General features: G+C 60.6%; 20 protein-coding genes. 7 read left to right on the top strand and 13 right to left on the bottom strand.

What is annotated here, in order from left to right; genetic code table 11:
- Window positions 1-213 precede the first annotated feature (213 nt).
- Window positions 214-993, bottom strand: a complete 780-nt coding sequence (gene fpr, locus Q8M42_RS10350) for a ferredoxin-NADP reductase (protein WP_304866098.1) — start codon at window positions 991-993, stop codon at window positions 214-216.
- A gap of 124 nt (window positions 994-1,117) precedes the next feature.
- Between fpr and Q8M42_RS10345 the strand changes: the two genes are divergently transcribed.
- Window positions 1,118-2,044 (top strand): LysR family transcriptional regulator, encoded by a 927-nt coding sequence (locus tag Q8M42_RS10345; protein WP_304866095.1) that lies wholly within the window; start codon window positions 1,118-1,120, stop codon window positions 2,042-2,044.
- A 10-nt stretch (window positions 2,045-2,054) separates the two neighbouring features.
- On the opposite strand, the gene Q8M42_RS10340 is transcribed toward Q8M42_RS10345, so the two are convergent.
- Together Q8M42_RS10340 and erdR are read right to left on the bottom strand one after the other, a co-directional pair.
- Window positions 2,055-2,426 carry a diacylglycerol kinase gene (locus Q8M42_RS10340; RefSeq protein WP_304866092.1) on the bottom strand — a complete coding sequence of 124 codons (372 nt, stop codon included), beginning with the start codon at window positions 2,424-2,426 and terminating at the stop codon, window positions 2,055-2,057.
- A gap of 53 nt (window positions 2,427-2,479) precedes the next feature.
- Window positions 2,480-3,130, bottom strand: a complete 651-nt coding sequence (erdR, locus tag Q8M42_RS10335; RefSeq protein ID WP_304866089.1) for a response regulator transcription factor ErdR — start codon at window positions 3,128-3,130, stop codon at window positions 2,480-2,482.
- A gap of 199 nt (window positions 3,131-3,329) precedes the next feature.
- On the opposite strand from erdR, the gene Q8M42_RS10330 reads away from it, so the two are divergent.
- The gene (locus tag Q8M42_RS10330) at window positions 3,330-4,217 is read left to right on the top strand and encodes a DMT family transporter (RefSeq protein ID WP_304866086.1); all 888 of its coding nucleotides are present in this window, start codon (window positions 3,330-3,332) and stop codon (window positions 4,215-4,217) included.
- A 3-nt stretch (window positions 4,218-4,220) separates the two neighbouring features.
- Here Q8M42_RS10330 and Q8M42_RS10325 read toward each other — a convergent pair whose 3' ends face one another.
- Entirely contained in the window at window positions 4,221-4,931 is a 711-nt protein-coding gene (locus Q8M42_RS10325) for a tRNA-uridine aminocarboxypropyltransferase (protein WP_304866083.1), read from the bottom strand.
- A 218-nt stretch (window positions 4,932-5,149) separates the two neighbouring features.
- Here Q8M42_RS10325 and Q8M42_RS10320 point away from each other — a divergent pair, with 218 nt between their 5' ends.
- On the top strand, window positions 5,150-5,548 hold the full coding sequence (locus tag Q8M42_RS10320; RefSeq protein WP_304866080.1) for a quorum-sensing-regulated virulence factor family protein: 399 nt from the start codon (window positions 5,150-5,152) through the stop codon (window positions 5,546-5,548).
- Window positions 5,549-5,551: 3 nt separating this feature from the next.
- Here Q8M42_RS10320 and Q8M42_RS10315 read toward each other — a convergent pair whose 3' ends face one another.
- Both Q8M42_RS10315 and Q8M42_RS10310 read right to left on the bottom strand, forming a co-directional pair.
- Window positions 5,552-5,752, bottom strand: coding sequence for a hypothetical protein (locus Q8M42_RS10315; protein WP_304866077.1), 201 nt, complete (start codon window positions 5,750-5,752; stop codon window positions 5,552-5,554).
- 35 nt (window positions 5,753-5,787) lie between these two features.
- A complete protein-coding gene (locus Q8M42_RS10310) occupies window positions 5,788-8,190 on the bottom strand; it encodes a xylulose 5-phosphate 3-epimerase (RefSeq protein WP_304866075.1) in 2,403 nt (800 codons plus the stop codon).
- A 129-nt stretch (window positions 8,191-8,319) separates the two neighbouring features.
- Here Q8M42_RS10310 and Q8M42_RS10305 point away from each other — a divergent pair, with 129 nt between their 5' ends.
- Both Q8M42_RS10305 and Q8M42_RS10300 read left to right on the top strand, forming a co-directional pair.
- Window positions 8,320-9,723, top strand: coding sequence for an MBL fold metallo-hydrolase RNA specificity domain-containing protein (locus Q8M42_RS10305; RefSeq protein ID WP_304866072.1), 1,404 nt, complete (start codon window positions 8,320-8,322; stop codon window positions 9,721-9,723).
- A gap of 132 nt (window positions 9,724-9,855) precedes the next feature.
- Entirely contained in the window at window positions 9,856-10,935 is a 1,080-nt protein-coding gene (locus Q8M42_RS10300; protein WP_304866069.1) for an LOG family protein, read from the top strand.
- 197 nt (window positions 10,936-11,132) lie between these two features.
- Here the strand turns inward: Q8M42_RS10300 and recX are convergent, their stop codons facing one another.
- The 3 genes from recX to Q8M42_RS10285 form a co-directional block, all read right to left on the bottom strand.
- Complete coding sequence (gene recX / locus Q8M42_RS10295; protein WP_304866067.1) at window positions 11,133-11,597, bottom strand: recombination regulator RecX; 465 nt, start codon at window positions 11,595-11,597, stop codon at window positions 11,133-11,135.
- Between the two features lie 11 nt (window positions 11,598-11,608).
- Window positions 11,609-12,652: a recombinase RecA gene (gene recA / locus Q8M42_RS10290; RefSeq protein ID WP_304866064.1), complete on the bottom strand. Its 1,044-nt coding sequence runs from the start codon at window positions 12,650-12,652 to the stop codon at window positions 11,609-11,611.
- A 90-nt stretch (window positions 12,653-12,742) separates the two neighbouring features.
- Window positions 12,743-13,255, bottom strand: a complete 513-nt coding sequence (locus tag Q8M42_RS10285; RefSeq protein ID WP_304866062.1) for a CinA family protein — start codon at window positions 13,253-13,255, stop codon at window positions 12,743-12,745.
- Between the two features lie 78 nt (window positions 13,256-13,333).
- On the opposite strand from Q8M42_RS10285, the gene mutS reads away from it, so the two are divergent.
- Together mutS and fdxA are read left to right on the top strand one after the other, a co-directional pair.
- Complete coding sequence (mutS, locus tag Q8M42_RS10280; protein ID WP_305284029.1) at window positions 13,334-15,907, top strand: DNA mismatch repair protein MutS; 2,574 nt, start codon at window positions 13,334-13,336, stop codon at window positions 15,905-15,907.
- A gap of 139 nt (window positions 15,908-16,046) precedes the next feature.
- Window positions 16,047-16,370 (top strand): ferredoxin FdxA, encoded by a 324-nt coding sequence (fdxA, locus tag Q8M42_RS10275; protein WP_090248347.1) that lies wholly within the window; start codon window positions 16,047-16,049, stop codon window positions 16,368-16,370.
- Between the two features lie 566 nt (window positions 16,371-16,936).
- Here the strand turns inward: fdxA and rpoS are convergent.
- The 4 genes from rpoS to Q8M42_RS10255 all read right to left on the bottom strand — a co-directional run bounded on the left by rpoS (window position 16,937) and on the right by Q8M42_RS10255 (window position 20,565).
- The gene (gene rpoS / locus Q8M42_RS10270) at window positions 16,937-17,947 is read right to left on the bottom strand and encodes an RNA polymerase sigma factor RpoS (RefSeq protein WP_090248349.1); all 1,011 of its coding nucleotides are present in this window, start codon (window positions 17,945-17,947) and stop codon (window positions 16,937-16,939) included.
- Between the two features lie 105 nt (window positions 17,948-18,052).
- Complete coding sequence (locus Q8M42_RS10265) at window positions 18,053-18,916, bottom strand: peptidoglycan DD-metalloendopeptidase family protein (RefSeq protein ID WP_304866053.1); 864 nt, start codon at window positions 18,914-18,916, stop codon at window positions 18,053-18,055.
- A 50-nt stretch (window positions 18,917-18,966) separates the two neighbouring features.
- Window positions 18,967-19,905, bottom strand: coding sequence for a DUF368 domain-containing protein (locus tag Q8M42_RS10260; protein ID WP_304866050.1), 939 nt, complete (start codon window positions 19,903-19,905; stop codon window positions 18,967-18,969).
- A gap of 24 nt (window positions 19,906-19,929) precedes the next feature.
- Complete coding sequence (locus Q8M42_RS10255; RefSeq protein WP_275961604.1) at window positions 19,930-20,565, bottom strand: protein-L-isoaspartate(D-aspartate) O-methyltransferase; 636 nt, start codon at window positions 20,563-20,565, stop codon at window positions 19,930-19,932.
- Window positions 20,566-20,594: the final 29 nt, after the last annotated feature.

Genomic DNA, 20,594 nt, shown 5'->3' with positions numbered 1-20,594 from the left:
AGAGCGGCGGGCTTTGAAATCTTCCTCGCTCTAAGTCTTTGGCAGTGGTTCAGGCCGTAGGATGGGTGCTAACCCATCAGCCAATTGATGGGTTAGCACCCATCCTACGGTGGTGAGCACAAAGAAATGCCGCTTCCCTGGTAAGAGCGAAGCGGCATTTTTCTTATGTGAACAGCATTACGCCAATCGGCGGGCCTTTTCACTGCAGCAGGCTTACTTCTCGACGAAGGCGCGCTCGATCAGGTAATCACCCGGCTCGCGCATGCGCGGCGAGATCTGCAGGCCGAACTCGTTGAGCACTTCGCTGGTTTCATCGAGCATGCTCGGGCTGCCGCAGATCATCGCGCGGTCGTCTTGCGGGTTGATCGGCGGCAGGCCGATATCCTCGAACAGCTTGCCGCTGCGCATCAGATCGGTCAGGCGGCCCTGGTTCTCGAACGGTTCGCGGGTCACTGTCGGGTAGTAGATCAACTTGTCCTTCAGCGCATCACCGAAGAATTCATTCTGCGGCAGGTGCTCGGTGATGAATTCGCGGTAAGCCACTTCGTTCACATAGCGCACGCCGTGAACCAGAATCACCTTCTCGAAGCGCTCGTAGGTTTCCGGGTCCTGAATCACGCTCATAAACGGCGCCAGGCCAGTGCCAGTGCTGAGCAGGTACAGGTGCTTGCCGGGCTTGAGGTCATCGAGCACCAGGGTGCCGGTAGGCTTCTTGCTGATGATCACCTCGTCGCCTTCCTTGAGGTGCTGCAACTGCGAGGTCAGCGGGCCATCCGGCACCTTGATGCTGAAGAATTCCAGATGCTCTTCCCAGTTCGGGCTGGCGATCGAGTAGGCGCGCATCAGCGGACGGCCGTTGTCCTGCTGCAGGCCGATCATCACGAATTGGCCATTCTCAAAGCGCAGGCCTGGATCACGGGTGCACTTGAAACTGAACAGCGTGTCGTTCCAGTGATGAACGCTGAGAATGCGCTCGGAGTTAAGGTTGCTCATGTGCCGGGGGCTCCGAAGGATGGACTATCGCCTGCGCACCTGTGCGCAATTGCACGGCATTGTAATGAGCGGCAGAATATCTGTTAACTTGATTATCAAGATATAGGTTATCGGTTATATAGATATGCGATTTACCCTCAGACAACTGCAAGTCTTCGTCGCCGTGGCCCAGCATGAAAGCGTATCCCGCGCCGCCGATTCCCTGGCCCTGTCGCAATCGGCCACCAGCACCTCGCTCAGCGAACTGGAGCGTCAGTCCGACTGCCAGCTGTTCGACCGCGCCGGTAAACGCCTGAGCCTTAACGCGCTCGGCCTGCAGCTGTTGCCACAAGCGGTGGCGCTGCTCGACCAGGCCAAGGAAATCGAGCGCCTGCTGGGCGGCAAAAGCGGCTACGGCTCGCTGAATGTCGGCGCCACCCTGACGGTGGGCAACTACCTGGCCACCCTGCTGATCGGCAGTTTTATGCAGCGCCACCCGGAATGCCGGGTCAAGCTGCAGGTGCACAACACCGCCTACGTGGTGCAGCAGATTGCCCACTACGAGCTAGATATGGGCATGATCGAAGGTGACTGCCAGCACCCGGATATTGAGGTGCAGCCTTGGGTTGAAGATGAGCTGGTGGTGTTCTGCGCGCCGCAACATGCGCTGGCGCAACGTGGTGAGGCGAGCCTGGAAGAGCTGACGCGCGAGGCGTGGATTTTGCGCGAGCAAGGCTCCGGTACGCGCCTGACCTTCGACCAGGCCATGCGCCACCACCCCAGCAGCCTGAATATCCGTCTGGAGCTGGAGCACACCGAGGCGATCAAGCGTGCAGTGGAGTCAGGTCTGGGGATTGGCTGCATCTCCCGCCTGGCACTGCGTGACGCGTTTCGCCGCGGCAGCCTGGTGGCGGTGGAAACCCCCGAGCTGGATCTGCGTCGGCAGTTCTACTTTATCTGGCACAAGCAGAAGTACCAGACCGCCGCCATGCGTGAATTTATCGAATTGTGCCGCGCACTGACCGCCGGCGTAACGCGCAGCGATCAGATCGTCCTGCCGACCATCGCCTGAGAACGGCGAATTAGCCGAGCAGGATAATCGCCCACACCAGGGCAATCAGGCTGAGGGCGGTGAACTGGGCGGCGCTGCCCATGTCCTTGGCATTCTTTGACAGCGGATGCAGCTCCAGGGAAATGCGGTCGATGGCCGCCTCCACCGCCGAGTTGAGCAGCTCGACAATCAGCGCCAGCAGACACACCGCGACCATCAGCGCGCGCTCAACGCGGCTGACATCCAGGTAGAACGCCAAAGGCACCAGGATCAGGTTGATCAGCAGCAGCTGACGAAAGGCGGCTTCACCGGTAAAGGCGGCGCGCAGGCCGGCAAACGAATAACCGGTGGCATTGAGAATACGTTTAAAACCGGTCTGGCCTTTGAATGGCGACATCATCACAACCACATGCGAGAAAGCCCGGCAGGCTACGCCAAGCCCGGGAGAAAAGCACTTCAGTTAGACGGAATCGATTCCAGCTGCTGCAACAGCAACGCCGCCTGCGTACGAGTACGCACGCCGAGCTTGCGGAAAATCGCCGTGACATGGGCCTTTACGGTTGCCTCCGACACGCTCAGCTCATAAGCAATCTGCTTATTCAGCAAACCGTCGCAGACCATGGTCAACACGCGGAACTGCTGCGGCGTAAGGCTCGCCAGGCCAGCGCTGGCGGCCTTGGCTTCAGCGGACAGGGCAATGGCCTCCTGGGTCTGCTGCGGCCACCAGACCTCACCATCAAGCACCAGGCGTACCGCCTGCTGGATGGTTTCCAGCGGGCTGGATTTGGGGATAAAGCCACTGGCGCCGAACTCTCGCGAACGCGCGACGATGGACGGATCTTCCTGGGCGGAGATCATTACCACCGGAATATGCGGGTACTGCCCACGCAACAGCACCAGGCCGGAGAAGCCGTAAGCGCCGGGCATATTCAGGTCGAGCAGCACCAGATCCCAATCGGTCTTCTGCGCCAGGCAGGCTTCCAGCTCGGCAATGCTGGCCGCTTCGACCAGCCGTACATCCGGCCCCAACCCCAGGGTCAGCGCCTGTTGCAAGGCACTGCGAAACAGGGGGTGATCATCAGCAATAAGGATTTCAAAAGCGGCCATGGTGAATCCTGTTTTTGTTATGTGGATACCCGCCAGGGGTACTGTCCAGGGCGCGGTGAACAGTGCGTGCAGGCCGCAGGATTGCCGCGCAACCAGGCCTGAAAACGCAGAAAAGCGACCAAGCATGCCCAGCACTGACGGGGTGGTCAAGCACGACGCTTTGCGGCACAGTTCGCAGCTTTGCTGACGAGAGCCTGAAATGCCAAGCCACGCCCTGCGCGCCGACCTGTTAATGCTGCTGACTGCAATGATCTGGGGCTCGGCGTTTGTCGCGCAGCGCCTGGGGATGGACTCCATCGGCCCGTTCCTCTACAGCGGCCTGCGCTTTGCTCTGGCGGCACTGATTCTGCTGCCAGTGCTGCGCCTGCTGGAAGGTCGCAGCAGCAGCGCGACAGTCGCACCGTTGAACCGTCAACTGCTACGTGGCGGCGTGCTAATGGGTCTAGCGCTGGCCCTGGGGATCAACCTGCAGCAGGTTGGCCTGCTATTCACCAGCGTCACCAACTCCGGCTTTATCACCGGGCTGTACGTGATCATCGTGCCGCTGCTGGGGCTGTTTATCGGCCATAAGACCGGCCTGGGCATCTGGCTGGGGGCCTGCCTGGCGGTGGTCGGCATGTTCCTGCTCAGCGTTGGCGAGGGCTTTACCGTGGCCTCCGGTGATTGGCTGCAACTGGCCGGGGCCTTCGTCTGGGGCGTGCATGTGCTGCTGGTGGGCTTCTTTGCCGGCCGCCATGACCCGCTGCGCCTGGCCCTGGTGCAATTCATCACCTGCGCGGTGATCAGCCTGGTGCTGGCGCTAATCTTCGAGGAAATCCAGCTGCAAGCGATCATCGCCGCCGGACCCGCGATTCTTTACGGCGGTCTCTTCGGCGTGGCCATCGGCTTTACCTTGCAGGTGGTGGCGCAGAAAGACGCCATCGCCTCCCACGCCGCGATCATCCTCTCGCTGGAAGCAGTATTTGCCGCCATCGCCGGGGCCTGGCTGCTCGGTGAATCGCTGGAACTGCGCGGCTACTTTGGCTGTGCGCTGATGTTTGCCGGCATGCTGCTGGCGCAGCTGTGGCCCAAGAAACTGGCCCACTAGCCGCTAGAGAAACTCGCGCAGGCGGTCATGCATTGGATCATCCAGCGGCACCGCACGCGGCGCCTTGGCAGCCAGGTAGTGCTGGCTGAAGACATCCAGGTAGGCATTCAAGCCATCGGCCGCACGCTGGTCGCCGGCCAGCTCCAGACACAGCGCGGCGACCTCTGCGGTGCAGAAGTGATCGTCGCGCTTGGAGCGGCGCAGTTTGTAGCGCGACAGCTGCTCGGCCTGCAGGCTGAGTACCGGCAGGCTGTCGAGGTAAGGGCTTTTGCGAAACATCTTGCGCGCCTCGCTCCAGGTGGCATCCAGCAGCACAAACAACGGCCGCTTGCCGGGTGCCGGCTGCACCTCACTGACCACCCGTTCGGCGGCAACATATTCGCCCGGAAATACCAGGTAAGGCTGCCACAGCGGATCGCGCAGCAACGCCGGCAAGCCGGCATCCACTTCCACCCGCGACCAACCAAACGCCGAGGTATCGGCCAGCACGTCGGCAATCAGCCAGCCGGTATTGCTCGGCTTAAGCGCCTCGACATCGTGCATCAGCAGACACACCGCAGACGTTGCAGCAATACGCGGGCGCCAGGCGCACAGGCAGTGAGTCATCACCAGACGGCAATCATCACAACGCACCGAGCGGCTACCACGGGCAAGAAAAGGTTTGGCACTGCGGGCAATCCGCGCAGCCCGCAAACGTGCGACAGCGTGGCTCATCAGGCATACACCTGACAGAAGAGAAGGAACGGCATGGGTTATCCAGGGGTCAGCAAGCGCGGCAGTCTAACAAAGCCCGCTGTTGCTTATTCAACCGTGCGTCTTACGCCGCCGGCCGTGGCAACTGCGTAAGTCCCGGCAGGCGAGTAAGATAGGCGCCACTGAACCTCTGCCCGGCACTGCCGGTCAGAAGGTGCGAATCGACTTTGGAGAACCCCATGCTGCGTTTGACCAGCCTAACCCTGGCCTTGAGCCTGCCCCTGTTTGCCCATGCCGCCACCCTGAAAGACTTTGAACTGAGCAAGACCCTAGAAAAAGTCGCGCGCGAAAGCAGCGTGGGCACGCCTCGGGCGATCAACGAAGACATTCTCGATCAGGGCTACACCGTGGATGGCAGCGAGTTGGTCAACCACCTCAGCGTGCGCAGCGAGCATGCGGCGCAGATGCGCGGCAACCCGGATGTAGTGCGCGCGCAACTGGCCAACAGCGTGTGCCGCAATGCCGGTTATCGCCAGCTGCTGGTACGCGGCGCGGCGCTGCGCTATGAATTCAGCGAATACAAAAGCAACCGCCCGGTGACCACCGAGCGTTTCAGCAAAGCAGATTGCGGCCTGTAAGCCTCAACCGCCACCCTGTTGCGCGCGCAGTTGCTGATCATCGGCGCGCAAATCCGCGAGCAACGCGTGCATATAACGCGAACGCCGCGCCGCACCTTCAAGCCGCTGCAAACACTCTTCTTCCAGGCTTATCTGGTTGTTGCGCGCGGCCTGCTGCAACAGGCGGTACAAATCCACATCAAGGTCCAAAGTCAACTTAGGCATACCTGCCCCTCCTTTCCTGCGACACACTGCGCCTGCTAACGCAGACAGCGTGGTTCTCCCCGCCCTTGCACGGCTGCTTGCTCCTCGGCACTGAGCAACTCGCCAAGCGGTTTTTCCAGTAACTCGGCAGCGGCCTCCAGCACATGCGCCCAGCTCGCCTGGTTGGCGAACAGCATGCCGGCTTCATCCAGGGTGCCACCCCGGTTACGGTAGCCCAGCACACGGCTGTGTCGAGCGTCACCGAGCAGTGGCCACAGGTGCCCACGGGCGACTTCCGCACGCATATGGGTCAGCAGCACGCGCCGTATGCTGGCAGCCGGGAATAACCGTTCAACTCGCTCGGCATCGACAATCACCGCCTGCTCCCAGGTATCGCGGGCCACACGAAAACGCCCCGGCTCTTGTAAGTAAACCAGACGCCAGGCACATCCGGCCGCGCTCAGACGAACGGCCGCACGCTGCATTTGTGCCAACTGGTAACTGCCGGTGGCGATCAGCAGCAAGGGCTGCTCACCCTGGTGTTCGGCCAGCACAACCGCGCCATCCTGCGCCAGCTGCTCGGCCTGCTCACGGGTGAATACGCAAGGCCGCTCGCGCTTGGCAATCACCATGCAGGCGATCTGGCCGCGCGCCTGATAGATGCCCGGCAGCAGCGCCAATACCGAGTTGTGATCGGCTGGAAACAGCACCCGCACCATGTCGCTCATTTCACCGAGCAGGGCCTCGCAGAAGGTGGTGTCCTGGTGCGATTGCTGATTCTTGCCGTTTTCCCAGGTGTGTGAGGTTGCCACCAGCGGCCAGCCAAGCCAGCCTGCCGGGCGCCCCGCCTCTTTCTGCTGCCGGGCAAAGATGATGCGTTGGCGCACCGCGCCGAGCATCTTCACGCAGAAGGCCTCATAGCTGGCCACCAGATTCAGGCCGCCCTGGTTGGCCAGGCAGGCGGAGACCACGGCCTCTTCGTTGAGCGCGGTGATGATGGCGCCATCCAGCGCTTCCAGCTCGCTCTCCGGTGCGGTTACCCGGTGCTTAAGCGCATTGAGCACGCCGCCCAAACGATTGCTGGCCAGCTCATCGGGATTACCGACGCGCGGGCGCAACTGCGGATTGGCCTGCACCAGATCGACAAAGAAGCGATCCAGGGCCAGCATCGGCGAGCAGGCGCCATCCAGATACTGCAACGCGGGCAGTTTTGGCAGCGCTGGATGACGCAGCGCCAACGGGTTATCGCGCTCCAGCGCGCGGGAACCTCGGGCAGCAAACAGCGCGCAGGCTTCACTCAGTTCATCCGGGGCGACCCAGAGCTGCGCCGCATGCTGATTAAACAGCTCGCGAGCTGCCTCATCGGTATGCGGGTTGGCCGGCAATGGCAGGTTGTGCGCCGCATTGCTGCCAGCGCCGTAGAAGCCGAAACCCTTGAGCGTCTCGGCAATGCCATAGGGCATCGGCAGCGGATAGCTCAGCACGCCATCGTGCAACTCCTGCACACGGCGGCCCAGGCGCTGCTCCATATCCCATAGGGCGCAGACAAAAGCCGCCGGGTCGCGGCCATCGAAACTCACAGGGTCAAAACCACAATGGCGCAGATGCTCGCGAAAATTCTCCAGTCCGGCGGGCGTTGCCAGCTCGGTACGCTGCTCGATGCGCCGGCCGTTGGCGATCATCAATGGCAATGCCACGCCACAGTCTTCAGCGCGCCACCAGCGCGGCATCCAGTCACTGCCGCGTTGCTCCTCGGCCGCGCCATCGGAGAGAAACGCCACCAGCTTCTCGCCGGGTAACGGCAGATGGGCATATTGCAGCTCGGCAAAGCCCAGATAACCACCCTCGGCAATCCCGCCAGCCGTGTGCGGGTTAACGTGGCTGCCCAGCGGCGCGCTGACCTGGCCGGCCGCGTTCTGCACATAGCTGTAGAAGTCCGCCACCAGCTGGCTCATCCCGGCCTCGTCACAGGGGTAACGTTCGGCCTGCTCCGGATGCTGATTGGCCGCCAGCAGGTTAAGCGCCTCAATGGCCGCCACGCAGTGGCCTTGACCCATCAACCAGCCGCGGGTTTCCCCGCTCAGGTTATTCAGCGCCAGGTAACCGGCGTAGGCCGGCACCATATTCAGCGCGCCGCCGGTGTGCCCTTCGGGCGATACCTTGAAGTCCTCTGCGGCCAGCGCCACACCATCGAGGCGCACCCGCTGGGCATAGGTCATATGCACCACCAGCCACAGCCCTGCCGCCGTCAGCCGATCCAACGCGTGAAAGTGGCGGTAGACACTCGGCAGATCCGCCTGCAAACCCGCCTGCACCAGCTGGTGGGCCATACGGTAGACGGCGGCGCAGGTCTGCGGACTGTGCTGCAAAGGACCGTAACCGCGCTGCCAGGCGGCGAAGGTCGGCTCAAGACGGGCATGCTCGGCCAACTCGCTGGCGCTGGGGAATAACTGGGTCATATGCGGCTCCGATAGTTTGAGACAGCTTAGAGCGCGGGATACAGGCAGATGCTGACCTGTATCAAAACCCCCGCTTGCTTGATAGGACAGCCTTAAGCACCACCCATTCAACGTGTTCAAGGATTAGCCATGGCCCTGCTCAACTTCCTCGGCGCAATTCAACAAGTCACCGGTTCCTGCTACCTAATTGAAAGCCGCGACGGCGCGCGGGTATTGCTCGATTGCGGCATGCGCCAGGGCCGCCGCGAAGAGGAAGATGGCAACCGCGCGCCGTTTGCCTTTGACCCGCACAGCCTGGACGCCGTGGTGATTTCCCACGCGCATATTGATCACACCGGCCTGCTGCCCAAACTCACGGCAGCCGGCTACCGTGGGCCGATCTTCGCCACCGACGCGAGCTGTGAACTGATGGAGCTGATGCTGCTCGACGCAGCCTTTCTTCAGGAGAAAGATGCCGAGTGGGAAAACAAATGGCGCGCGCGGATGGGCAAGGCACCAATCAGCCCGCTGTACACCACCCGCGATGCCGAGCAGGCGCTGAGCCAACGCCGGCCGCTGCTGTATGGCGAAAGCCGCGAAGTGGCCAAGGGCGTGCAGGTCACCTTTCACGATGCCGGGCATATCCTCGGCTCGGCGATTGTCGAACTCGACGTGCAGGACCATCACCTGACCCGACGCCTGGTGTTCTCCGGCGACCTGGGCAACACCTGCTCACCCTTGATGCAAGACCCCAGCACGCTGAGCAAAGCCGATGTGGTACTGCTGGAGTCGACCTACGGCGATCGCGACCACCGCTGCAGTGAGGACACCCTGGACGAACTGCTGGAGATTCTGCAGCAGGCCCATCGCGACGGCGGCAACGTGCTGATCCCCTCCTTCGCCGTCGGCCGCACCCAGGATCTGATCTACTACCTCGGCCGTTTCTATCAGCAAGGCCGCCTGCCGCAACAGGCAGTCTTTCTCGACAGCCCCATGGCCATAAAGGCCAATGCCATCTACTCGCGTTTTCAGGACCAGTTTGCCGCCGAAGACCGCGCAGCGCTGGCGGCCAAAAAGGTCAAGCGCATCGAGGACTGGCTACCGATCCTGCGCTGCACGCTCAGCGTGGAAGAGTCGATGGCAATCAACCGGATGAAGAGCGGTGCGATCATCATCGCCGGCAGCGGCATGTGCACCGGTGGGCGCATCGTCCATCACTTTAAGCACAACCTCTGGCGTGAAAACTGCCACCTGATCTTTCCCGGTTTCCAGGCCAAGGGCACATTGGGGCGCAGCATTGTCGATGGTGCGCAGAACGTGAAAATCCTCCACCAGCGCATCGCGGTAAAAGCCAAGGTGCACACCCTCGGCGGCTTCTCCGCGCATGCCGGGCAAGGGCAGCTGCTCGACTGGGTCAGCCACTTCGAGCACCACCCCGAGCTGTACCTGGTGCATGGCGAACTGGAGAAGATGCAGGCCTTGCAACTGGCACTGCGCGAGCGTCTGAACTGGATCGCCAACATCCCTGAACCAGGCGAACAAATCGCCCTCTGATGCAGTCCTGGCATGGGCTGTCAGTTGTCATGCATGGGCATATGTCACACAAACCGGCAGCCAGCAGCCATACTCAGGACAAGGCCGACGCGGCAATAAGCTGCTCGGCCGGCAACCAGAAGGAGAAGTTGTATGCCCGATGAATCGGACGATTTTCTGTCCCGGCATTTTCAGACCAGTGGCGTCGACCTGACCACCCGAGTGGAAGAACTGGGCATCCTCGCAGCACCGCCCGACAGCCCCAACACCAAGCTCTACCAGGCCATGCTCGGCACGGTTGTGCGCATGGCGCAGGCCGACCGCAACCGCTGGGATGCCAAGATCATGCTGCAGACCCTGCGCGAAATGGAGCATGCCTTCAGCGCGCTGGAACAGTTCAAGCGGCGGCGCAAGGTGACCGTGTTCGGTTCGGCGCGTACTCCGGCCAATCACCCGGTTTATCGCCTGGCCCGCGACCTCGGTGCGACCCTGGCCAAACACAACCTGATGGTCATTACCGGTGCCGGTGGCGGCATTATGGCGGCCGCCCATGAAGGTGCCGGGCTGGAAAACAGCCTGGGTTTCAATATCACCCTGCCCTTCGAGCAAGGCGCCAATGCCACCGTACAAGGCAGCAAGAACCTGCTGTCGTTCCACTTCTTCTTTCTGCGCAAGTTGTTTTTCGTCAAGGAAGCCGACGGCCTGGTGCTCTGCCCCGGTGGTTTCGGCACCCTGGACGAAGCCCTGGAGGTGCTGACCCTGATCCAGACCGGGAAAAGCCCACTGGTGCCCGTGGTGCTACTCGACCAACCTGGCGGTACTTTCTGGACCAGCGCCCTGACGTTTTTGCAGGAACAGCTGCAAGACAACGGCTATATCCTGCCCAGCGATATGCGCCTGATGCGTCTGGTACACAGCGCCGAAGAGGCCGCCGAGGAAATCGCCCAGTTCTACCGCAACTACCACTCCAGCCGCTGGCTCAAGGAGCGCTACGTGATCCGCCTCAACCATGCGCTGAACGAGGCGGCCATGCTGCAGCTAAATAATGAGTTCCACGACCTGTGTACGCACGGCGACTTTCAGCAGCAAGCACGCTGTGACTCCGAACAGGACGAGCCGGAGCTGTGCCATATGACGCGCCTGGCCTTTGCCTTTAACGGCCGCAACCACGGCCGCTTGCGCGAACTTCTGGACCTGGTCAATCAGCCGCACAACTGGGCGGAAAATGCCTGAGCCGTCGCCCAGCCGATAGCCTGCGTGCAGGCTATCGGTAATCGCGGCTCAGCCGGCTAACAGAAAAGATCAGCCACACGCATTTGAGTACGGGAAGCATTGGCTTCCGGTACTGCTGCAGCATCGGTGGGTGGAGGTAGGTAACGGGGAGAATGGAAGGGTCGATACAAACTGGTCGGCAAACAGCGGGCTTCGGCTTAATCCTCCAGCGCACCGCGTAGCAAGCGCCCGATCAGCTCAGGCGGATAACCCCGATAACTGAGAAAGCGCCCCTGCTGGGCACGCTCACGGGCATCGCGGGGTAGCTCGCCGGCAAACTTGCGTTGCCAGGTTTCCTGCAGATGTTCACGCCAGTCGATACCGCTGTCGCGCAAGGCCTGCTCGACATCTCCGCGTGCCAGGCCGCGCTGGGTCAGTTCTTCGCGAATACGCAACGGCCCATAGCCGGCACGCGCGCGGTAGCTGACAAAAGCCTCCAGATAACGCGCTTCAGACAGCAAACCTTCTTCAGCTAGACGATCGAGAGCGGCTTCGATCAACTCATCGGCCGCCCCACGACTGCGCAACTTGCGGGTCAGCTCGACCCGGCCGTGCTCGCGCCTGGCCAGCAGATCCATGGCCGCCCGCCGCACCGCGACGGGGTTATCCAGAGCAATGGACATAGGCAGGCAAATCAGGCGTCGGCGTCAGCCAGATCATCGGCCGTGGCGTTGGCCTTGACCGTCGGACTGACCACCAACAGCTTCTCGCGAATCAAGCCTTCAACGGTACGCGCCACTTCCGGGTTGTCTTCCAGGTACTTGGCCGAGTTGGCCTTGCCCTGACCGATCTTGTTGCCCTGGTAGCTGTACCAGGCACCGGATTTCTCCAGCAGGCCAAGCTGTACGCCGAGGTCGATGATTTCGCCGTTACGGTAGATGCCCTTGCCGTAAAGAATCTGGAACTCGGCCTGGCGGAACGGCGGCGCGACCTTGTTCTTCACCACTTTGACGCGCGTTTCACTACCCACCACTTCGTCGCCTTCCTTCACTGCACCAGTACGGCGGATGTCCAAGCGAACCGAAGCGTAGAACTTCAGCGCGTTACCACCGGTGGTGGTTTCCGGGCTGCCGAACATTACGCCGATCTTCATGCGGATCTGGTTGATGAAAATAACCAGACAGTTGGCATTCTTGATGTTGCCGGTGATTTTGCGCAGCGCCTGGCTCATCAGGCGGGCCTGCAGGCCAACGTGCATATCGCCCATCTCGCCTTCGATTTCCGCCTTCGGCACCAGGGCCGCTACGGAGTCGATCACGATCACGTCGACGGCGTTGGAGCGCACCAGCATGTCAGTGATTTCCAGGGCCTGCTCGCCGGTATCCGGCTGCGATACCAGTAGGTCATCAACGTTTACGCCCAGCTTGCCAGCGTACTCAGGATCGAGTGCATGCTCAGCATCGACGAAGGCGCAGGTGGCACCGAGCTTCTGAGCTTCGGCGATCACCGACAGGGTCAGGGTGGTTTTACCAGAAGACTCAGGGCCGTAGATTTCAACGATACGGCCTTTTGGCAGACCGCCAATGCCCAGGGCGATGTCCAGCCCCAGCGAGCCGGTGGAGATGGCCGGGATCGCCTGACGATCATGATCGCCCATGCGCATCACTGCACCTTTGCCGAATTGCTTTTCAATCTGGCCCAGGGCTGCCGCCAAGGCGCGCTTCTTATTCTCGTCCATTTAAGTCCTCACGTAATCAAGAAGGGCCAGCTAGCGGCCACCAACAACTGTATAAGTAGACAGTATTATTCCACAGGGCAAGTCGCCCGCCTACCCCGCGTTTGGATTTTCTTGCGCAAGTAGGCGCAACAGCCCAGCCAGCGCGGCCTCAACCGTTTGTCGGCGAACTTCGCTGCGATCACCAGCAAACTGCCGACGCACGCTGAATAGCTGCGGGCCATCACCCCACGCCAGCCAGACCGTGCCCACCGGTTTCTCCGGCGAACCACCATCCGGTCCCGCGACACCGCTAACCGCCACGGCATAACGCGCACCACTATGGGCCTGAGCCCCCCGTACCATGGCCTCGACCACCTCCTGACTCACCGCGCCAACCGAAGCGAACAGCGCCTCGGGCACATTCAGCTGTCTAGTCTTCTGCGCATTGGAGTAAGTGACATAACCGGCTTCAAACCAGGCCGAGCTACCGGGAATCCGGGTAATCGCCTCAGCAATACCGCCACCGGTGCAGGATTCGGCGGTGGTCACCTGGGCCTTGACGGCAATCAGTTGCCCGCCCAGCTCGGCAGCCAGTTGGGTCAGGGCATATTCATTAGCAGTCATCTGCACTCCGGGGTTAAAGCCAGCCAGGCCGATACCGTACACTAGGCGCTTTTGCGATTCAGCCGGACAGTTAAAACGATGAGCCAAAGCGACCTCAGTTCTCACACGCCGATGATGCAGCAATACTGGAAGCTGAAAAATCAGCACCCGGAACAGCTGATGTTTTACCGCATGGGCGACTTCTACGAGATCTTCTATGAGGACGCGAAAAAGGCCGCCAAGCTGCTGGATATCACCCTGACCGCACGCGGCCAATCCGCCGGCCAGGCCATCCCCATGTGCGGGATTCCCTACCACTCGCTGGAGGGCTACCTGGCCAAACTGGTCAAGCTCGGCGAATCAGTGGTGATCTGCGAGCAGATCGGCGACCCGGCCACCAGCAAAGGCCCGGTGGAACGCCAGGTGGTGCGCATCATCACCCCCGGTACTGTGAGCGATGAGGCGCTGCTCGATGAGCGCCGCGACAACCTGTTGGCGGCGGTACTGGGTGACGAACGCCTGTTCGGCCTGGCCGTGCTGGACATCACCAGCGGCCGCTTCAGCGTGCTGGAGATCAACGGCTGGGAAAACCTGCTGGCCGAACTGGAACGCCTGAATCCGGTTGAACTGCTGATTCCCGATGACTGGCCGCAGGGCTTGCCGGCGGAAAAACGCCGGGGCGCACGCCGTCGCGCCCCTTGGGATTTCGAGCGCGACACCGCGCATAAAAGTCTGTGTCAGCAGTTCGCCACCCAGGATTTGAAAGGTTTCGGCTGCGAAAACCTGACCCTGGCCATCGGCGCCGCCGGCTGCCTGCTGGCCTATGCCAAAGAAACCCAGCGCACCGCCCTGCCGCACCTGCGTAGCCTGCGTCACGAACGCCTGGACGACACGGTGATTCTCGACGGTGCCAGCCGGCGCAATCTGGAGCTGGATATCAACCTCGCTGGCGGGCGCGACAATACCCTGCAATCGGTGGTCGACCGTTGCCAGACCGCCATGGGCAGCCGTCTACTCAGCCGCTGGCTAAACCGCCCCTTGCGTGACAGGGCGATTCTGGAAGCGCGCCAGGAATCGATTGCCTGCCTGCTGGAACGCTACCGTTTCGAGACCCTGCAGCCGCAGCTCAAGGAAATCGGCGATCTGGAGCGCATTCTGGCGCGAATCGGCCTGCGCAATGCCCGCCCGCGCGACCTGGCGCGACTGCGAGACGCCCTGGCCGCCCTGCCCACGTTGCAGATGGCCATGACCAATCTGGAAGCACCGCACCTCGTCGAGTTGGCAGGCGTAGTCAGCACCTACCCGGAACTGGCCGAGCTGCTGGCCCGCGCCATCAATGACAATCCACCGGCGGTAATTCGCGACGGCGGCGTGCTGAAAACTGGTTACGACGCCGAGCTGGATGAGCTGCAATCGCTTAGCGAAAACGCCGGCCAGTACCTGATGGACCTGGAGACCCGCGAGAAGGCCCGCACCGGCCTGGCCAACCTCAAGGTCGGCTACAACCGCGTGCACGGTTACTTTATCGAGCTGCCGAGCAAACAGGCCGAGTCGGCCCCGGCCGACTATATCCGCCGGCAAACGCTGAAAGGCGCCGAGCGCTTTATCACCCCCGAGCTGAAAGAGTTCGAAGACAAGGCGCTGTCTGCCAAGAGCCGCGCCCTGGCCCGCGAGAAAATGCTCTATGACGAGCTGCTCGAACGCCTGATCAGCCACCTCGGGCCGCTGCAGGACAGCGCCGCCGCCCTGGCCGAGCTGGATGTACTGAGCAATCTGGCTGAGCGTGCGCTGAACCTGGATCTCAATCGTCCACGCTTTGTCGACGAGCCGTGCATGCGCATCGACCAGGGTCGTCACCCGGTGGTTGAGCAGGTGTTGACCACACCCTTTGTGGCCAACGACCTGAGCCTGGACGATGACACGCGCATGCTGATCATCACCGGGCCGAACATGGGTGGTAAATCCACCTATATGCGCCAGACCGCGTTGATCGTACTGCTGGCGCATATCGGCAGCTTCGTACCGGCAAAAAGCTGTGAGCTGTCACTGGTCGACCGCATCTTTACCCGTATAGGCTCCAGCGATGACCTGGCCGGTGGCCGCTCGACCTTTATGGTGGAGATGAGCGAAACCGCCAACATCCTGCACAACGCCACAGAGCGCAGCCTGGTGCTGATGGATGAAGTCGGCCGCGGCACCAGCACCTTTGACGGTCTGTCGCTGGCCTGGGCGGCTGCCGAGCAGCTGGCCAAGCTGCGTGCCTACACCCTGTTCGCCACTCACTACTTCGAGCTGACCGTGCTGCCGGAAAGCCAGCCAATCGTCGCCAACGTGCATTTGAATGCCACCGAACACAATGAGCGCATCGTCTTCCTCCACCACGTGCTGCCTGGCCCTGCCAGCCAGAGCTATGGTTTGGCTGTAGCGCAACTGGCGGGCGTGCCGAATGAGGTTATCCTGCGTGCTCGTGAGCACCTGGCGCGCCTGGAAACCACCAGTCTGCCCCATGAACTGCCGCCTACGCAGCCCGGCCAGACAGCCGCACCGATGCAGAGCGATATGTTCGCCAGCCTGCCGCACCCGCTGCAGGAAGAATTACGCAAGATCAATCCTGATGATCTGACTCCGCGTAAAGCGCTGGAGCTGTTATATACATGGAAGACACGCTTCTAACGTTATTGCGCGCGAACTGTTAGAATCGCGCGCATTTTTATGACTGCCCGACTTAAAGCCTGAGCCGTGGCCATTACCCCTAGCCTGCTTAAAACCCGCATAGAACGGGGCAGGCTGGCGCCCGAGGAGAGAATCAGAAATGACCTTCGTCGTTACCGACAACTGCGTCAAATGCAAATACACCGACTGCGTAGAAGTCTGCCCGGTGGACTGCTTCTACGAAGGCCCGAACTTCCTGGTGATCCACCCGGACGAGTGCATCGACTGCGCACTCTGCGAGCCTGAGTGTCCTGCACAAGCCATCTTCTCCGAAGATGAGGTGCCTGAAGATCAGCAGGAATACATCGAACTGAACGCTGATCTGGCTGAAGTCTGGCCAAATATCACCGAGAAGAAAGAGTCCCTGCCGGACGCTGAAGAGTGGGATGGCGTGAAGGACAAGCTGCAGTATCTGGAGCGCTAGTACGAAGCTGCGCTAGCTGCACAAAAACCCGCCTTGCGCGGGTTTTTACTTTTCTGCCAGCCTCGAATTGCCTGGAGCAAAGCCGGCAGAGTGATCTGCAAACGATGGGCACAGAAAACGCGGACAAAAAAAGGGGCGACTCGCGTCGCCCACTCTTTTGTCCCTAGTCCCTGTATTTCCCAACTCATCATCCTGATGAATCGCTTCCTACGATGTCCTGATTGTCATCCTGACAACCTGTGCTTGTCCCTGAGCACAGGTGTAATACTAGCGATTTGCGCCTTCCGAACAAGCGCCGCAAACTCCATGCAGATGGACTTTAGCCTTCCCCATAAAATTTAAATATTATTTAAAAACAACAGCTTAAAATAGCACAGGGCACTTCACCGATCGCCTTGCGCACCAATGGCTTACGCACCCTGTAAGCAATGGCTTACATAAGCACTCACAAAACTCGCCAGGAATAACTTCTGGCGTCATGCATGACGCTCGCGAGAGTGTGGCGTCTATGACGTTCAGGCACAAAAAACCCGGCCAGGGCCGGGTTGAGTGTTAACGCATCAAGTTCACTGGAACAATGAGTCGCTCGACAGGCCATTCTTTTCCAGAATTTCCCGCAGACGCTTGAGGGCTTCAACCTGAATCTGCCGAACGCGCTCACGGGTCAGGCCGATTTCCTGGCCAACCTCTTCCAGGGTGCAGCTTTCATGGCCGCGCAGACCGAAGCGGCGAATCACCACCTCACGCTGCTTGTCGGTCAGTTCAGACAGCCACTGGTCGATGCTCTGGGACAGATCATCGTCCTGCAGCAACTCGCAGGGGTCGGTGGGGCGGTCATCGGTCAGGGTATCGAGCAGGGTTTTGTCCGAATCCTGACCCAGTGAAACATCCACCGAGGAAACACGCTCATTCAAGCCGAGCATGCGTTTGACTTCACCCACCGGTTTTTCCAGCAGGTTGGCAATTTCTTCTGCAGAAGGCTCATGGTCGAGCTTCTGGGTCAATTCGCGAGCTGCACGCAGGTAGACGTTGAGCTCTTTGACCACATGAATGGGTAGGCGAATTGTACGGGTCTGATTCATGATCGCCCGTTCGATGGTCTGGCGGATCCACCAGGTGGCATAGGTCGAAAAACGGAAACCGCGCTCGGGATCGAATTTCTCTACCGCGCGGATCAAACCGAGGTTGCCCTCTTCAATCAGATCCAGCAGAGACAAACCGCGATTGACGTAACGGCGAGCGATCTTCACCACCAGGCGCAGGTTGCTTTCAATCATGCGCTTGCGGCCGGCAGGGTCGCCTTTCTGCGCCAGGCGCGCGAAGAACACTTCTTCTTCAGGGGTCAGTAGAGGGGAAAAGCCGATTTCATTGAGATACAGCTGAGTGGCGTCGAGCGCGCGGGTGTAATCAATGTACTTATGCTGCTTGCTGCTAGCGGTGGAAGCTTTTGCTTTGCTGCGGGAAAGTGGCGGTTGCGCTTCTTCGTCTGAATCATCGTCAAGGACAATAGCAGGCTCCATCAGGAGCACTTCATCATCGACGTCAAACTCCGGCGCTTCTTTTTTATTGAGAGCCATTTTTGTTATTCCTTGCTGAGTTCGACAGCAAGCCCTAGCGCGACCAAATCCCTGGTTACACCAAAGCCTGTCCCTCCCACGTGGTGGAGACAGGCTAGCGCTAGATCAACGTCGCGGCAGGTATTGCAGCGGATCGACAGGTTTACCTTGGCGGCGTACTTCAAAGTGAAGTTTCACCCGGTCGGTTCCTGTGGAACCCATTTCGGCAATTTTCTGCCCGGCTTTGACCTGTTGCCCCTCCTGCACCAACAACCTGCGGTTATGTCCGTAGGCGCTTACGTAGGTATCGCTATGTTTGATGATCACTAATTCGCCGTAGCCCCGTAAACCACTCCCGGCGTAGACCACTGAACCATCAGACGCAGCTAAAACAGGCTGGCCCAATTCTCCGGCGATATCAATGCCTTTATTCAAACTGCCGTTTGAGGAAAAACGCCCAATAACCGGCCCATTGGAAGGCCACAACCAACCCGATGCTGAACGCTGAGTGGGCGGTAATGCGGTGACGCTTGGGGTGGTTTGTACTGGCGCTGGCGGTTGGGTTTGCACGGGGCGGGTCTGAATGGGTGTACTAGGCCGGCCAGGCGGCGGCGTGGTAACCACAGGAGCCGTCGCTACCATGGGCGGGCGACTGGCAGGCTGGCCATCAAAGCGAATGACCTGACCAACCCGGATCAGGTAAGGCGGTGCAATGCCATTGCGTGCAGCCAGCGCCTTCCAATCCCAGCCGAAGCGGAACGCAATCGAGTACAGCGTATCGCCACGTTGCACCTGGTACTGGCCACTGCTGACCGGTTGACGCTGCGGTGCCTGAGCTGCGCCGCCCTGGGTACGATCAACCACCTTGACGCCACCCGGAGGCGGGCTCGCACAGGCGCTGAGCAACGCACCGAATACAACGCCACTCAACAGGGTACGAGCACTGCTGGCGCGAATCGGCAATTGAATGGCTGTGAAACTCACCTGCATCTCCCTCGGGCAAAACTGACTACATCTAGCTGGCGTGCATTGTGCCGCAATTATGGGTTATCACCAGCGCTTTGCGGGTTGCGCCCGGCCAGCCACTCCAGGCCCAGCACCAACAGAATGCCGGCTAGTGCTAGGGCAATTGCCAGCAGCAGCTGTGGGTCCTGGCCGCTGGTTTCGGCAAACTGTTGCGGCCAGAGATTGGCTTGCAGCAGCGGCACCTGTACGCCATGGCTGTCGGTACGCCAGCTTAAGGTTTCCTTCCAGGGCCATATTCTGTTCAGCGAGCCGACCATCAGCCCGGTCAAAAAAGCCAGGGTCAGGTCACGCCAACGCGCCAGTAGCCAGCGCAGTACCCCGGCAAAGCTAACCAGGCCAACCAGGCAACCGCTGGCAAAAATCAACAGCACAGTAATATCCATGCCCTTCACTGCGGTGAGCACAAAGCTATAAAGCCCCAGCAGCACCAAAATAAAGCTGCCGGAGATGCCCGGCAGAATCATCGCGCAGATGGCGATAGCACCGGCGAAGAACAAACTCAGCGGGTCATGCCCTAGCTGCAGCGGCGACGCCACGGTAATCCAGTAGGCGAATGCTGCCCCGAACACCAGACTGACAAACCGTGTCCAGTTCCAGTGATGGATCTCACGCACGACCAGGTGCGTAGAAACCAGAATCAAGCCAAAGAAAAATGACCATACCGGAATTGGCTGTTCGGCCAGCAAGTAGGTGATCAACCGCGCAAGACTCAGCACGCTGGTCATCACACCCAGCAGCAGCACCAGCAGAAAGGTTGCATTGGCGGCCTTCCAGGCCTCGACAACACGCCCGCGCAGCAGCAAGCCAAGGGCCTTAGGCACACTGGCAATCGAGCGCAACAGCTCATCATAGATACCGGTAATAAAAGCCACAGTACCGCCCGACACACCGGGCACGACGTCGGCAGCGCCCATGGCTATGCCTTTGGCGTAGAGCAGAAAATATTTTTTCATGAGTTCGTCCGTAAACAATCGGAATCAGGCCAGAGGGCCGTTGAGCAAGGGTACAAAGCGCACAGCATCCAGCACATGCCGGGAGAAGCCGTCCTCTTCGCGGACAATCAGCAGCAGTTCCTGCACATCGCCCGCGCCAACCGGAATCACCAGACGCCCGCCCGGGGCCAGCTGGTCGAGCAAGGCCTGCGGCACATTGGCCGCCGCCGCAGTGACGATGATGCCGTTGTATGGGCCTAGGGCATTCCAGCCTTCCCAGCCGTCACCCCAGCGAAACACCACATTGCGCAGATTGAGCTGGGTCAGGCGCTCCTTGGCTTTTTCCTGCAGGCTCTGGATGCGCTCGACGCTGAATACCCGTTCGACCAGCTGCGCCAGAATCGCGGTCTGGTAGCCCGAGCCCGTACCGATCTCCAGCACCTTATCCAAGGGACCTGCCGCCAGCAGCAGCTCGCTCATGCGCGCGACCATGTATGGCTGCGAGATGGTCTGGTTGTTGCCAATCGGCAGCGCGGTGTCCTCGTAGGCGCGATGAGCCAGGGCCTCATCGACAAACAGATGACGCGGTGTGCGGCGGATAGCTTCCAGCACATGGGCGTTGGACAGGCCTTCCTCGTACAGCCTCTGAATCAGCCGCTCACGGGTGCGCTGCGAGGTCATGCCGATGCCGCGGTGCTGCAATTCGTCCT

It is taken from the genome of Pseudomonas sp. (genome assembly GCF_030684895.1).
Taxonomy (GTDB): domain Bacteria; phylum Pseudomonadota; class Gammaproteobacteria; order Pseudomonadales; family Pseudomonadaceae; genus Aquipseudomonas.
The sequence above is the reverse complement of the archived record's forward strand: the minus strand, read 5'-3'. Positions and strand labels throughout refer to the sequence as shown.